15 protein-coding genes and 1 pseudogene are annotated in these 14,797 nt (G+C 38.6%); 10 read left to right on the top strand and 6 right to left on the bottom strand.

Annotation, left to right across the window (positions count from 1 at the left end; all coding sequences use genetic code 11):
- Positions 1-643: 643 nt before the first annotated feature.
- From E6139_RS20450 to E6139_RS20415, 8 genes are all read left to right on the top strand, one after another.
- Positions 644-961, top strand: a complete 318-nt coding sequence (locus E6139_RS20450) for a hypothetical protein (RefSeq protein ID WP_316405390.1) — start codon at positions 644-646, stop codon at positions 959-961.
- A 22-nt stretch (positions 962-983) separates the two neighbouring features.
- Positions 984-1,283, top strand: coding sequence for a hypothetical protein (locus E6139_RS20445; RefSeq protein ID WP_316405389.1), 300 nt, complete (start codon positions 984-986; stop codon positions 1,281-1,283).
- Between the two features lie 100 nt (positions 1,284-1,383).
- The gene (locus E6139_RS20440) at positions 1,384-1,683 is read left to right on the top strand and encodes a hypothetical protein (RefSeq protein ID WP_316405388.1); all 300 of its coding nucleotides are present in this window, start codon (positions 1,384-1,386) and stop codon (positions 1,681-1,683) included.
- On the top strand, positions 1,684-2,031 hold the full coding sequence (locus tag E6139_RS20435; protein ID WP_316405387.1) for a hypothetical protein: 348 nt from the start codon (positions 1,684-1,686) through the stop codon (positions 2,029-2,031). It begins immediately after the preceding gene.
- Positions 2,024-3,367 (top strand): cell division protein FtsK, encoded by a 1,344-nt coding sequence (locus E6139_RS20430; RefSeq protein ID WP_316405386.1) that lies wholly within the window; start codon positions 2,024-2,026, stop codon positions 3,365-3,367. The genes E6139_RS20435 and E6139_RS20430 overlap by 8 nt, the downstream gene beginning before the upstream one ends.
- Before the next feature lie 213 nt (positions 3,368-3,580).
- Positions 3,581-5,038 carry a Rep family protein gene (locus tag E6139_RS20425; protein ID WP_316405385.1) on the top strand — a complete coding sequence of 486 codons (1,458 nt, stop codon included), beginning with the start codon at positions 3,581-3,583 and terminating at the stop codon, positions 5,036-5,038.
- 47 nt (positions 5,039-5,085) lie between these two features.
- Positions 5,086-5,355 carry a helix-turn-helix domain-containing protein gene (locus tag E6139_RS20420; RefSeq protein WP_316405384.1) on the top strand — a complete coding sequence of 90 codons (270 nt, stop codon included), beginning with the start codon at positions 5,086-5,088 and terminating at the stop codon, positions 5,353-5,355.
- Positions 5,356-5,397: 42 nt separating this feature from the next.
- Positions 5,398-6,702: a tyrosine-type recombinase/integrase gene (locus E6139_RS20415; RefSeq protein WP_316405383.1), complete on the top strand. Its 1,305-nt coding sequence runs from the start codon at positions 5,398-5,400 to the stop codon at positions 6,700-6,702.
- 11 nt (positions 6,703-6,713) lie between these two features.
- On the opposite strand, the gene rpsI is transcribed toward E6139_RS20415, so the two are convergent.
- Entirely contained in the window at positions 6,714-7,106 is a 393-nt protein-coding gene (gene rpsI, locus E6139_RS20410) for a 30S ribosomal protein S9 (protein WP_316405382.1), read from the bottom strand.
- A gap of 15 nt (positions 7,107-7,121) precedes the next feature.
- Positions 7,122-7,550, bottom strand: coding sequence for a 50S ribosomal protein L13 (gene rplM / locus E6139_RS20405; RefSeq protein WP_316405392.1), 429 nt, complete (start codon positions 7,548-7,550; stop codon positions 7,122-7,124).
- Between the two features lie 351 nt (positions 7,551-7,901).
- Between rplM and E6139_RS20400 the strand changes: the two genes are divergently transcribed.
- Entirely contained in the window at positions 7,902-9,110 is a 1,209-nt protein-coding gene (locus tag E6139_RS20400; RefSeq protein ID WP_316405381.1) for an argininosuccinate synthase, read from the top strand.
- A gap of 291 nt (positions 9,111-9,401) precedes the next feature.
- On the top strand, positions 9,402-10,772 hold the full coding sequence (gene argH / locus E6139_RS20395) for an argininosuccinate lyase (RefSeq protein ID WP_316405380.1): 1,371 nt from the start codon (positions 9,402-9,404) through the stop codon (positions 10,770-10,772).
- Positions 10,773-10,846: 74 nt separating this feature from the next.
- Here argH and lacD read toward each other — a convergent pair whose 3' ends face one another.
- The 4 genes and pseudogenes from lacD to pfkB all read right to left on the bottom strand — a co-directional run bounded on the left by lacD (position 10,847) and on the right by pfkB (position 14,664).
- Positions 10,847-11,821 (bottom strand): tagatose-bisphosphate aldolase, encoded by a 975-nt coding sequence (gene lacD, locus E6139_RS20390; protein ID WP_316405379.1) that lies wholly within the window; start codon positions 11,819-11,821, stop codon positions 10,847-10,849.
- Positions 11,818-12,276, bottom strand: a pseudogene (locus E6139_RS20385) (fructose PTS transporter subunit IIA). The gene lacD and the pseudogene E6139_RS20385 overlap by 4 nt, the downstream one beginning before the upstream one ends.
- Positions 12,277-12,289: 13 nt before the next feature.
- Complete coding sequence (locus E6139_RS20380; RefSeq protein WP_316405378.1) at positions 12,290-13,732, bottom strand: PTS fructose transporter subunit IIBC; 1,443 nt, start codon at positions 13,730-13,732, stop codon at positions 12,290-12,292.
- The gene (gene pfkB / locus E6139_RS20375; RefSeq protein ID WP_316405377.1) at positions 13,714-14,664 is read right to left on the bottom strand and encodes a 1-phosphofructokinase; all 951 of its coding nucleotides are present in this window, start codon (positions 14,662-14,664) and stop codon (positions 13,714-13,716) included. Before pfkB ends, E6139_RS20380 begins: the two co-directional genes overlap by 19 nt.
- Between the last annotated feature and the right edge of the window lie 133 nt (positions 14,665-14,797).

Here is a 14,797-nt window from a genome sequence, read left to right as displayed (position 1 = left end):
AAAAAAAAAAAAAAAAAAAACGAGCTGGTAATTACTCGTGCGTACGCCAGTTCTTTTTTTTTTACAATTTTTTTGAATAATCAACTCGATTATTCCTAATCAAAACCATTATGAAATTTATCTGTAGCGTTCAAAAATTCATTCACAAGTTTCAAATGATCATCAGTTAAATCCATCTGATTTCATAAATAGAGACCGGATTTCTTTTTGAAATTTAATACTGTACAATTTTATTAAATAAAGAAAACTGAGCAATGAAGTCAAATATTGCAACTCAGACAGACCGTATTGCTTTTAAAATATTTTGCAGTATACTTGAAATATAGGAAAGCACAAATTGTAGCAAAAGAGCCGTAAAAACGGACAACCGCACCGCGCCTATTACATTAGAGCGACGGTGCGTTTTTTTAATTCTATTGAAGAGCCCCGTCCTCATTTGGATGGGGCTTTTTGTTGTCTATTAAGTAAAACACAGGGATAGATCGATTAAAACTATCGAAAAGCTCCCTTTTATATATATTTCGTCCAGCTTGTCAATGACATGATTGGACAAGGCATCAGACTTGCAACCTGATGTAGTCGGATTAGCTATCCATCAAAACTCACAACAACACAAAATTTTCCGAAAGGTAAAGGTGAAAAAATGTTAGATGAGCTATTTAATAATCTTTCTCGTGAAAATTTACAAAATAAATTTTCACAAGCCCACTCAGAAAACTTTGATAACTCCGAGAACTTAGAATCCAAAGAAAAGATAACCTATCTAGCAGAGTTTCTTCATGCTATTTACGTAGTAAAAACTATCGAAAGTAGTTCTTCAAAAGGGCTTTCGAGTTGTAAATTTGAAAGTATTACACTAGATGAACTGTCAAAATTATTACAGTGTGGTTTAGATGTTCAGTTTTATAACTCAAAATGGATCATCTCTTGGTCTAAAGAAAAACAAAGCTATTCATTTTAAAAAAATATACGGAGGTACCGCAATGATTATCACAAAAAAAGTAAAAACGTTAAAAAATGATCTCTATGTACAAAACTTTCTGGAAGATGTTAATGCAAGCCCAGAACAAGTTAAGTATTTAATTGATGAGATGGAGTCTGTGCTGAAAAAAATTCATTATTCAATGGAAACCAACGATTACGATTGTTTCCAGCAACCCCACCATCACATTGATGATTATATTTTAGTAATCCAAGATTACTATGAATTAACTAATGTACTTGAGATTCTCAAATCTTATTACGAGCAAATGATTGATAACCCTTTGAAAGAATGTGATTAAATGGCTAATCAATAGTTAGCGGCGGAGGTAATCCATCGCAAAAAATGAATGAATTATCTAAAAAAACATATCGACTAAAAAATATTACGGAGGTAACACTATGTTTATCGCAAAAAAAAATGTAACTACAAAATCAAAAGAATTTCTTATTAATATTCTGAAAGATGCTAACGCAACTTCGAAACAAATCGATTATTTAATTGGTTGTCTTGAATTTGAACTAGAAGTAACTCAGCGTTCAATGGCATCTGGTGACTGCGATTATTTTCAGCCTAGTCATTTACACCTTAACGACTACATTTTAGTAATTCAAAATTACAACGAATTGATTAATGCACTTGCTATTTTTAAAAATTATTTCGAGCAAATGACTAACGATAATTTGAAAGGAGGTGATTAAATGGCTAATCCAAATTGGGTTCTTGATTTGAGTGAGGTTTTACACCACCCTACACAGAAAATCACTATGACTAGTCCAAAAACGGGAAATGAATATACCGCAGATGTAATTCCTCAACTTGTTGTGCTTTCAACAGGATCAATGGAAGACTTGGATGATGGAAAGTTTCGATATTCAATCGTTGATTCCGAAAATAAACTTGAGTATTTGATTAAAACAGAAAATAAAATTGATGTAAAATTTGGTACTCAACTTATTTTCAAGAATGTTCGCGGTGGTATGGTCTCAAATACTGGTCGAGGTTGGTATGCTGCCGACTCAGTTCAAGTGGCGAAACAAAATGCGTAGATATAGACGTATTGTCCGCAAAAAAAACAGTAGCCTACAAAGCTATCAATATTCTTTGATAGCTTTAGGGCTTTCCATTGCACTCACGGTTGTATCAAGTTATTCCCTTGCTCTCGTAACAAAAATCAAAATTTTTTATGACCTATTCTCCTTTTTCCGAATAATGAAGTTGCTCTTTATCGTAACTAACATACTTCTTCTTATCTTATTTTTCATTCTGTACAACAGACGTGAAAGAATTTCTAAGTTAACCATCCAAGAGATGTCAAAACCAGCAAAAAAACTTTCTTATAAACTAAAACGTTTGTTTAACGATAAGCAAGTTACAGATGTGTTAAAACTATCTAACTCAACAAGATTTGGTGAAGAAATGCCTCAAATTTATGTATGGGTAGCTAACGATTTGAGTTACGGATATGTAGCAATTGAAAATATTGCAAATTATGACCGCATGGATCGAGAAAAATACGAACAACGAATTTCTGGAATTTTTGGTGGAAAGTATAAAAAATTTGCAGTTGTTTCTTCCCAGTTAACTAGCGGCGACACTTACATGCTCTTCCATTTTGAAGATACACAAACTTCAAGTCGACTTTACGTTAAAGATTCATACAATTCTTTGAAAGAATTCGTTAACGATGACGTTCATACAATTCGTTTATCAAAAGATTTAATTTGGCATACTGATGAAACACCGCATTTGAGTATTATCGCCCGCACGCGGTCTGGTAAATCCGTTTTAGCTGGACGCTATATGGCTCGTTTGATGCAATTACAGGGATGGACTGTCGAATACAATTCAGCAAAGTATGATCGCTATGTAAAAGAATTCAGTGGCAAAAGCTCTGTTGTTGAAATCGTAGAACGCACAGAACATTGGGTTCAAATCATGCTCGATAGGCTAGAAGAAATCAACAAAGCTGATAAAGAAAAATATCTTGAGATGCCTGACATGTCAGACATAGCAATCTTTATAGACGAACTTGGGAATCTCAACGCAGAATTAGAGTCTGACAAACCGTTAAAAAAACGCTGGGAAAGCTCTATTAATAAACTTTCTGCAACCGGAGCCAGCGCTGGTATTCATATTATTGCTATCAGTCAGTTTGCTACTAAAGAGGGATTTCTACCTTCAGTAGCGCGTGCAAATTGCAGTGATGCAGTAATCATGCTCGGTGGTGCCGCTGATTCAGCAGATGAACGTAGATACTTAATGGCTGGTTTCGCTGATTTACCGAAGCGAAGCTATGGCAAAGGTCAAGGTGTCGCACGAATTATTTCAAGTGGAAAAAAATGGGAAACACCACATTTTTTTGAAACACCTTGGTTTGAATAAAAGAATACACCTGCCGCAGTGCGGTGCTCGCAATGCACTGCGGCTAATTTAACTCTAACTATTCTACGCCCACGCGGCACAGGGCTTGTCGATGTGCCGTAAAATCCAAAAAAAGCTGATTGAATCGGCATACGTCCTCGTTACAACAAGGATTTATAAACATAACTTAGAAGGAATAGTTAGAAGAATAATAAGAAAAGGGGAATTTTAAATATGAAGAAACAAGCAAATCTAACATGCATTATGATTGTACAACAACTAGATATAGAATATTGGATTGGTTGGGATGAGAAGTATATCGATGAAGCAAACAAAGGTAATATTCATCCACTTCTGGAGGAAGTAGTGAGACGCTTTAATGAAGATGGTTGTATAGTGTCAGAAGCACACGGAATTATCCATGACAAAGATGAACAGATTATATGGGATCAAAAAGAAATGAAAAATATTATCGAGAAAAAGGCTAAACATGTCCATTTATTAATCAAGTTTGAAAAGGGAAACACGTTGAATAATCTTGCCGTCTCAGTTTCAATCCCACCGCAGCAAATCGAGAAAAGTAAGAGTGGACGATATGGCTGGGATAATATGCTCTCCTATATCATCCACGCAAAAGATCAAAAAAAATATCAGTATAACCCACAAGAAGTGATTACTGTTCTAGGTGAGAATTATTTTAGTATTTATAACAGACGAATGGAAACTTGGGTAAAAGGGCGTGCAACTAAAGAAGCAGTTGAAACAAATTTGAGCATCGACTATGTAGTTTCAGAAATCCTAAAAGGAAATCTAACTAAAAGCCAAGTACTGCTTACAGATGACTTATACAAAGTCTATGCCCTTCACAAACGAAAAATAAATGATGCTTTTGAAACAGTTGGCGAAAGTAAAAGCTATCAAACGATGGAAGACCTAGAAAACGGAAAATTTAAAAAGACTGTAATTTTTATTCAAGCAGAAAGCGGTGCTGGGAAAACTGTTTTAAGCAAAAATATTATAGGCATTATACAAAAAGTAGCCAAAAAATTTTCTAACAAGAGGTGGGATTATTGTCTAACCGCTTCTAAAAATTCATTTGATGAATATTGTGGTCAAGACATTCTATTATTAGATGATATTAGAGGTGACAGCCTCACTGTATCTGATTGGCTAAAGTTGCTAGACCCTCATACAATCAGTCCAATTTCAGCGAGATACCACAATAAAATGGGTTCAGCAAAAGTTATTATCATTACCAGCACGAAAGAACCAGATGAGTTTTTTGAACGTGCAAAGGGAAATTTCCAAGAAGATTTGGGTCAATTTTTCAGAAGAATTGACCTTTTAATAAAAATCGATAACGGTTACTCATTATTCAACTCTACTAAAAATTTAGATTATATCCCAACGGTTCATCCAAATCCACTCGAACCCGATATTCATTCGTATGAATTTTCTAAAGTACAGAATTACCAAAAAGCTAGTAAAGCAATCGATAAAGCGATTAATCGGATGGAAAAACAAGATAAAACATTTTCTTCGAGTTTTTCTAATATAGCAGATCGCAGAAAAAATAACAAAGAAATCGATATAATCATTAAAAATTTTATCAAAAATATGAAATGGAGCAAACAAAAAAGAGCTTGTCACAAGCCCGCAAAAGCATCTGTGACAAGCCGTCCTAAAAAGTAGCAAGCTTGCGCTTGCTACTTCATTATAACACGAAAGGTGAAGTTAAAATGCCAGCATTAGAAATTGTACTGAGTGATGATCAAATTAAAGTCATTCAAAAACAAGTTTTTAATCTTATTTCTACGGAAATTATGAAAATAAAAGATGGATCAGGTAAACAACGATATATGAATAAAAAGCAAACTTGTTCCTATCTTCAAATATCCAATAATACATTAGATCACTGGATTGATCGTGGACTTCCTGTTATTAAAATCAATGGCGTAGTGCGTTTTGATAGTTTAGCGATTGATAAATGGCTATCAAGCAAAGTATAATTGAGTCACACCTTTGACTCGCAACCAAAGGAGTTTTTTCAAATGAGTATTACAAAGACTAAAAGCAACAGCTACAGGGTACGAAAAAAGTACCCTGTGGACGTTATGCAACTATTGGGGCTATCTAATCCTGATTACGATAAGATTTTCAAAACTCGAAAAGAAGCTAAACAAGCTGAATTAGATTTTGAAAACCGTATCCAAAAATTGCGTGACACACAAGATATTAGTTCTTTTGAACTTGGAGGCGAAGTTTTATTCAAAGATTTTTATCAAGATACATGGTTACCCGACTATAAGACTGGATTAACCAGCTCTTACCCTACCCCACCTAGCAAGGTGACAATTAGCAATACAGAAGATGTATTCCGTTTGCATATTTTACCAATGTTTGGTCACTATAGCTTAAATTACTTAAATCATCATCGTAAGCTTGTGATTCAAAAAATGAATGCAAAAGCGAGAGAGTACGCAAATTTTAAAGTAGTTCGAAGCTATGTTAATCAAGTGTTTGATTTGGCCGAAGTGTATGAATATATTGAATACAATCAGTTAAGCAAAGGGCTTAAAAAGATAAAGTCAGTCAAAAAGAACCTGATTAAAGAAGCTAAACGAGAAGATGAAAAATATCTAACAGAATCTCAACTCGTTGAATGGTTTCAAGCGATTCAAGAGGACTACGATAACGAAGACCTCACTTTGCAAGATTATGTTTTGTTTTGGACAACCTTTTTCTTATCTGATCGAAAATCAGAGACTTACGCTTTGCAGTGGAAGCATGTAGATTTTGCCAATAATAAAATTTATCTCGTTCAAGCATTAGATAAATTTGGTAACATCAAAAATACTAAAGGTAATAAATCAACTGATTTAAACTTGCCCCATCTGCTTAAAAATCTATTATTAGAATGGAAAAAAAGCCAAAAAGAAGAACTAGAACAACTAACCATTAAACAAACACGTGATCAATTTTTATTTACTTATTGTGATCGTAAGGGTAATCTGAATCAACGAGTTCATACTGATTTCTTAAATTATCGAATGAAATCAGTCAAACGTCGCCATCCAAATCTTGCACCATGCTCACCTCATAAATTGAGGCATACAACCGCTACTTTAGCTAAACTTCATGGAATGTCTCTTGAAAGTATTTCTGAAGCTCTAACTCACTCAGAAGTAGCAACGACAAAAAACTATATCAACGCAAACAATGTCATTGAATTAACCCCTGCTGACTTTGCCTTTAAGCACCTTGCAAAATCCAATAGTGGGGAACTGGTGGGGAATTTGGTGGGGATTTCAGAAAAAAAAGACACCCACCAAATGGCAGATGTCCAAAACCGTTGATATAACAACGATTAACGTTTACTAAATTGTGAAGCTTTACGAGCTTTTTTAAGACCTGGTTTTTTACGTTCAACCATACGTGAATCACGTGTAAGTAATCCAGCGCGTTTTAATGGTGCGCGGAAATCAGGATCTACTTCTAATAAAGCGCGTGAGATACCGTGACGGATAGCGCCGGCTTGACCTGCGTAGCCTCCACCATTTACGTTTACGAATACATCGTATGAACCAGTTGTTTCAGTAACACCAAATGGTTGGTTGATTACTAAACGTAGGTCAGCATGTGGGATATATTCTTCAACGTCTTTTTTATTTACAGTAATTTTACCAGTTCCTGGTACTAAACGTACGCGAGCAACTGCATTTTTACGACGGCCTGTGCCGCTATATTGAACTTGTGCCAATGAATTTCCCTCCTATTAAATTAAGTTTGTGATGTCTAAGACTTCTGGTTGTTGTGCTGCATGTGGATGTTCTGCTCCACCGTAGACGTGAAGTTTCATGCCTTGAGCGCGACCTAAAGTGTTCTTAGGAAGCATACCTTTAACAGAAGTTTCGACCAAACGGCGAGAATTTTTAGCACGCATTTCGCCTGCTGAGATTGATTTCAATCCACCAGGGAAGTTTGAGTGACGGTAATAAATCTTGTCAGTTGCTTTCTTACCTGTTAATTTAACTTTGTCTGCATTGATTATAATTACAAAATCACCAGTGTCAATATGTGGTGTGAATGTTGGTTTATTTTTTCCGCGTAGCATTGATGCAACAACTGTTGAAAGACGTCCTAAAGGAACATCAGTTGCGTCTACTACGTACCATTTGCGATCTACTTCGCCTGGCTTAGCCATATATGTTGTACGCACGTTTTTTTCCTCCAATTTCGATTTCGAATGTTTGACAAACACTTGAGTTTCCGGGGCTCTTGTGGGGCAAACAATACCATTTACCATAATACTTGCTAAGCCTTGTCATGTCAATGTTTTTCTCTTTGAAAACGCAAAATATTTTCATTTCGCACCCTTTCTTCTACTATACATAATGGACTTGAATATACAGACTAAAATGAATAAAGACACGTAATTTTAAAATTATTTTGCATAAATATTTAAAAAGTGCTTGCTTTTTGTATTTTACGATGCTAATATGACTTCAACACATTAATTAGAATTTAATGAAAACGCGATAAGGGAGCAATCAGGATGAAAGAAAAAGTGATTTTAGCATACTCAGGTGGTTTAGATACTTCAGTCTCAATCAAGTGGCTCGTGGATGAGGGTTATGACGTGATTGCCTGCTGTTTGGACATTGGTGAAGGCCGTGATACCGAATTTATCAAAAATAAAGCATTGCAAGTGGGTGCGACAGAATCTTATGCGATTGACGCTCGCGAAGAGTTCTCGCAAGATTTCGTTTTAATCGCACTGCAAGGAAATACATACTATGAAAATTCTTACCCATTGGTTTCTGCATTATCTCGTCCGTTGATTTCGAAAAAATTAGTTGAGCTGGCTCATCAAACGGGCGCAACAACGATTGCTCACGGATGTACCGGTAAAGGAAACGACCAAGTACGTTTTGAAGTTTCCATCGCCGCGCTTGATCCAAATTTGAAGATTATCGCACCAGTACGTGAATGGAAATGGTCACGTGAAGAAGAAATTAACTATGCGGCTGAGAAAGGTGTGCCAATCCCTGCTGATTTGGACAATCCTTATTCAATCGACCAAAACTTATGGGGTCGTGCCTGCGAATGCGGCATCTTAGAAGATCCTTGGGCGACACCTCCAGCAGGTGCTTACGCTATTACAGCTGAATTAGAAGATACGCCAGATAAACCAACGATCGTCGAGATCACTTTTGAAAAAGGTGTACCGACTACATTGGACGGCGAAAAATTATCTTTAGCAAACTTGATCATGAAGCTCAATACCATCGCGGGCGTTCATGGTATCGGCAGAATCGATCATATCGAAAATCGTTTAGTCGGGATCAAATCTCGTGAAGTTTACGAATGCCCTGGTGCAGAAGTATTGATGAAAGCTCATAAAGAGTTGGAAGACTTGGTATTCGTTCGTGAGATGGCGCATTTCAAACCAGTCATTGAACAACAATTATGCCAAATGATTTATGATGGTCTTTGGTTCAACCCGACAATGGATGCTTTAATCGCATTCTTAAAACAATCGCAGGAAGTCGTGAACGGCGTATTGCGTGTGAAACTATTCAAGGGCAATGTGATCGTTGAAGGACGTAAATCTGACAACAGCTTATACAACGAAAATCTGGCGACTTACACGTCTGCCGATACTTTCGATCAAGATGCTGCGATCGGCTTCATCAAACTTTGGGGCTTACCAACCAAGGTAAACGCTGAAGTGCAAGCCGGAAACCAGCAAACAACAGTTTAAATAGAAACAAAGTGAAATCATGAAAGTGCAAGATGAACCAGATGTGAGGCGGCTTTTACTTGCCGGTAAATAAGGCCGTCCGGTTTCACATCTTGCCATTGCTCTTAGGAGAGTTTCTTTTCCTGTCAGGAAATAAGGAAACCAGCAATGTTTTCATCCTGAGGTATCTGAAAAGATGCCTCCTCCCTAAAAGAAAAGCTGTTCGATATCAGTTCAGCTAGACATTAAAAAAAAGACCGTTGCGACGGTCTTTTTTGTTAAAAATTCGCAGATAAAAGTGAGGATAAAACAATGGCAAAATTATGGGGCGGACGTTTTGATGGAAAAAACGAAGCGTGGATCGACGCATTTGGCGCATCGATTCCCTTTGACCAGCAATTAGCGACGCAAGATATTACCGGCAGCTTAGCACATGTCAAAATGCTGGGCGAAACAGGCATCATTACCAAAGAAGAAGCACAGCAAATCACCGCTGGGTTAAACGTATTAGCGGAAAAAGCTGCAAAAGAAGAATTGACCTTTACCATTGAAAATGAAGACATTCATTTGAATTTAGAAAAAATGCTCCACGACGAGATCGGTCCAGTGGCTGGCAAGCTCCACACTGCCCGCAGCCGAAATGATCAAGTTGCCACAGATATGCATTTATATTTGAAGGAACATTTAAAAGAGATCATTGAAAAGGTTCACCATTTCAGAGCAGTTTTAGTCAATAAGGCTGAAGAACATGTCGAAACAATCATGCCAGGTTATACACACCTGCAACATGCCCAGCCGATCTCGTTCGGACACCACTTAATGGCCTATTATGGCATGCTGACGCGTGATCAAGCACGTTTGGAGGAAAGTATTAAGCGTGTGGACATCTCGCCTTTAGGCTGTGCCGCATTAGCTGGTACGACGTTCCCGATTGATCGTCAGATGACCGCAGATGAACTGGGCTTCAGTGATTTGTATATGAACAGCCTTGATGGTGTTAGTGACCGCGACTTCATTCTAGAATTTTTAAGCAACAGCTCGATCCTAATGATGCACCTTTCACGTTTCTGCGAAGAAATTATTCTATGGTGCAGTCACGAATTTAAATTTGTTGAACTGACCGACACTTTTTCGACCGGCAGCTCCATCATGCCTCAGAAAAAAAATCCTGACATGGCGGAATTAATCCGTGGCAAATCAGGACGAGTATTTGGTGACTTGATTGGACTTCTGACAGTGATCAAAGGATTGCCGTTAGCCTATAACAAAGACCTGCAAGAAGACAAAGAAGGCATGTTTGATACCGTCCACACTGTCGCGACGAGCTTAGATATCATGGCTGGCATGATCGATACTATGAACGTTCATACTCAGGTCATGCATGATGCGACTGAAAAAGACTTTTCCAATGCCACAGAGTTAGCTGATTATTTAGCTACCAAAGGGATTCCCTTCCGACAAGCTCACGAGATCGTTGGAAAACTGGTATTAGAATGTACGCAAAAAGGCATTTACTTACAAGATGTATCCTTAGAAGAATATCAAGCCATCAATCCCGTGATCGAGGAAGATATCTATGATACGCTATCCTCTAAAACCGCGGTAACGCGTCGTCATTCATTAGGCGGCACCGGCTTTGATCAGGTTAAGAAGCAGATTGAATTAGCGAAAGCAGCCTTATAAAACGACAGCTATCTTTTCGTATTCTTAAAAAGAGAATACACGAAAACGACTATCCGCTTTGGATAGTCGTTTTTTTAGGCATTCAGATAAACAGAAGTTGCTGTTTCTTTTAAAACAGTATTTAACTCTTCGATATTTCGTCTCCCTTCTTCAGATAACCAACCTATTGCATGTTCTTCCCCTTCTTTGACAAACGACTCAACACCATTGGCCCAAGTTGCTCGACCACACAGTACCCCATTAAAAGCTGAATCGGATTGTTTCGCAAAGCGCAGAGTTTCTTGGAACAGCTCTGCACTGACACCAGCACTTAAGAAAATAAATGGCAGCTCCGTTGCATCGGATTGTTCTTTAAAGTAAGCTGCGGCTTCCGCCTGTGTATAGCAGATTGTCTCACCGAAGCCTTCGACATAATTCATATTCACTGGCACTTCTACTTTCAACACGTCTACTTGATAGCGTTCTTGTGAGAATTCTCGCATCGCTTCGATCACTTTTCGCGGTTTTACTTTAGCATAATCCAATGAAGTCGCGTCCGTGATCTCCGCATCATAAGAAACGATCTCTAAGAAAAATGGAATATCTTCTGCTGTACATTCAGAACCAATTCTTTCCATATAAGCCCTTTTTTGCTCATTGATTTCTTCCGCTTCATCCACATCATAATATAGTAAGAACTTACAAGCATCAGCTCCAGCTTCTTTCAAGCGTTTCACTGACCAAACATTTAATACATCCGGTAAACGTCCTGGTGTTGTCGCATCGTAGCCTGTCTTTTCATAGGCAAGCAACAAGCCGCAATCGCTATCTCTAATTTCTGCTGCTGGCAACCCGTACTCTGGATCTAACAAAATCGCTGAAGCATAAGGAGTCAGCTGTTGTGAGACGAGTTCCTTGAATCTGATCACATCGTCTGCTGTTGCTTCTTTATATTTACCAATCATTTTCTTCAAAGCGCCTCGCTGATCAATCGCTAAAGCACCAATAATTCCTGCTTCATTAGTGATTTGCTCTAAATACTTCTTTTTCCCTGCACTGCTTGTCTTCATTCATTCTCACCTATTTTTTCATTTAGTAGTGTAGCAATTTCCGTTTTTGATTTTGCCGCCTTTAACTGCTCAGTTACTTCGTTACGCATTAACAGACGTGCGACTGCTGATAATAATTTCAAGTGAGTCGTTCCCGCCTCTGAATCTGGAATAAATAGGGCAATGACAAAGTTGATTAATTGTCCGTCTAAACTATTCCACTCGATCCCCTGCTCAAGCGTTACGATGAGGATGCTCGGTTCACCGATCGATTGATCTTTTGCATGGGGGATGGCAAAGCCATCCATCATTCCGGTAGTTCCCTCATTTTCACGCTCCACTAGTCGTTGATAAATCGACTTCGCATCAGACGAGATGCTTAAGGCTTCTGTTTGTTTCGCTAGAAATTGAAAGACTTATTCTTGTGATGCAAATGACTGATTTAAAAAGATTTTATCTTCTTGAATGATTTCCATTCTAAGGTCCTCTCTATTCTGTAATCACTGATTTTTCTGCTTGTTCGGCATTCGCTTTTTTCTCTTTGGCAGCGACACTGCTTTTTTGAATCAGTCCTAAGATTACGCCGCCTACAAGTGCACCGATCAAAATTGAAGCAACCCATTGGATTTTTCCTGTTACGACTGGCAATACTAAGAATCCGCCGTGAGGTGCAGGCACTTGAACACCAAACATATAAGTAAGGACGGCTGCGATTGAGGAACCTAACATCATTGTCGGCAACACCCGGATCGGATCTTTGGCGGCAAATGGAATCGCGCCTTCAGTAATATGTGTTGACCCTAAGATAAAGTTAACCAGACCCGCATTACGATCATTCGTATCGAAATATTTCCCAAAGAATAAGGTCGCGAAGCCTGTAATTAGTGGCGGTGCGATACAGGCCGCTGATACACCTGCCATGAAGGTTGTATTGCCTTGAGCTAATAGTGCTGTTCCTGTGACATAAGCAGCTTTATTGACCGGTCCCCCCATATCAAAGGCGCTCATACACCCAACGATAACGCCAAGAACTAACGGATTCGAATTTTCAAATCCAGCTAAGAAGCTCATCATGCCTTCATTCACAGCTTTCATTGGATCAGCCAATAATGACATGATGATTCCGATTACTGCCACACCGATCACGGGATACAAGAAAATTGCCTTTAATCCATCCAACTGTTTTGGCAAACCTTCCATTAATTTCTGTAAGAGTAAAATTAAATATCCTGCGAGGAAACCAGCTAAAATACCACCTAAGAAGCCTGTTCCACCATTGGTCGCGACGATACCTCCGACAAAACCAACAACTAACCCAGGTCGTTTAGCAATTCCTTCAGCAATATATGCAGCTAAAACCGGAACCATCATCCCCATCGCTGCATCGCCGACACTTTTCAGCATCGCTGCAGTCGCGTTGTACTGCGCATTATCTGGATCAAAGGAATAAATCCCCCAAACTGCGAATGAGATCGCGATCAAGACCCCACCAGCCACTACGAATGGCAGCATATGGGAAACTCCATTCATCAAATTTTTATAAATGCTGCGACCAAAACTGCTGTTGTTCCCCGTTTCTTCTTCCAAGGCATCTACCGCTTGATTTTCTGCTGCAACTGAACCTTTTCCTGCCAATGCATCATCAATCAAACGTTCCGCATCCTTAATCCCGGCACTAACAGACACATCAATGATTCGTTTTCCAGCAAAGCGCTCCGGATGCACATCCTTGTCAGCAGCGATAATTACTGCTTCTGCATTTTTGATTTCTTCAGCTGTTAATTCATTTTCAATTCCGATCTGTCCATGGGTTTCAACTTTGATCGTAACCCCTTTTTTCTTGGCCGCTTGTTCTAAAGCTTCTTGAGCCATATACGTATGGGCGATTCCTGTTGGACAACCTGTTGCAGCGATTATTTGATAATTTGCCATGTTTTTAACCCCTCTTCTTTGATTTCAATTTGTTTACTTAACTCTTCAACGTCCGAAAAATCAGTCAAACCTTTACGAAATGCGGTGGAACTTCCTGCGGCTAAACTTTTGCGCAGGGTTTCTTCCAACGGCTGATCCGTTAAATACCCAGCCAAGAATGTTCCCAACAATGTGTCTCCGGCGCAAGCCGTGTTAACTACTTTTCCTTTTGGTGAATTTCCGCGAATAATTCTATCTCGTGTGAAAAAGATCGCTCCTTCACCGCCAAGTGACAACAATACATTTTCAGCTCCTGCGTCTAATAATTGCTGCCCATAAAACAAATAGGCTTCTTCCGTGTCAATGACTTCTCCAAACCAAGATTCCAGTTCCTCTTCATTAGGCTTTAACAGAAACGGTCGATACTGCAAGCAGTTCATTACTTCCTTGTAGCTACTGTCGATAACCAAGTGAATCCCGCGCTCCTGACAAATTTGGCTGATCTCAATTAGGATCGTCGGTTCGACCCCACGAGGCAAACTGCCTGAGATACAAAGGTAATCCCCTGATTGCAAATCTCTGATTTGATTCAGAAAGTCTTGGACCTTTTCCGCGGGTATTTCAGGTCCTTGGTTAACTAACTTGTATTCCTCCTTTGTTTGATTGACTTGCGTGAATACATTGATGCGAGTCATTCCGGGTACTTCAATAAAATCAGTGCAAATTTCCTTTTCCCGTAAATAATCTTCTATATAGTTCCCCGTAAACCCTGCGCGAAATCCTAGTGCAGTGGTGTTGACTCCCAGAATTTTTAATACAAGCGACACATTGACACCTTTGCCGTTGGCCTGGATATCATCATCCTTTGTCCGGTTTACGGTGAAAGGATTCATTGTGTCAGTTTCGATAAATAGATCAATCGCTAAATTCATGGTGCATGTGTAGATAGACATGAGTGACGACCTCCTTGACCTTATTATGGGACATGTCGTACCGAAAAGGTTTTCACTTTTGAGCGAATTCCCTGAAAAGCTTTACATCATTTCATAAATCGTGATACTTTTTAACTAAGATTGCATTGAAAGA

This window comes from Enterococcus sp. (genome assembly GCF_032555305.1).
In the GTDB taxonomy this organism is placed as follows: domain Bacteria; phylum Bacillota; class Bacilli; order Lactobacillales; family Enterococcaceae; genus Enterococcus_A.
Note: the sequence above shows the minus strand (reverse complement) of the source record. Positions and strands in the feature narration are given on the sequence as shown.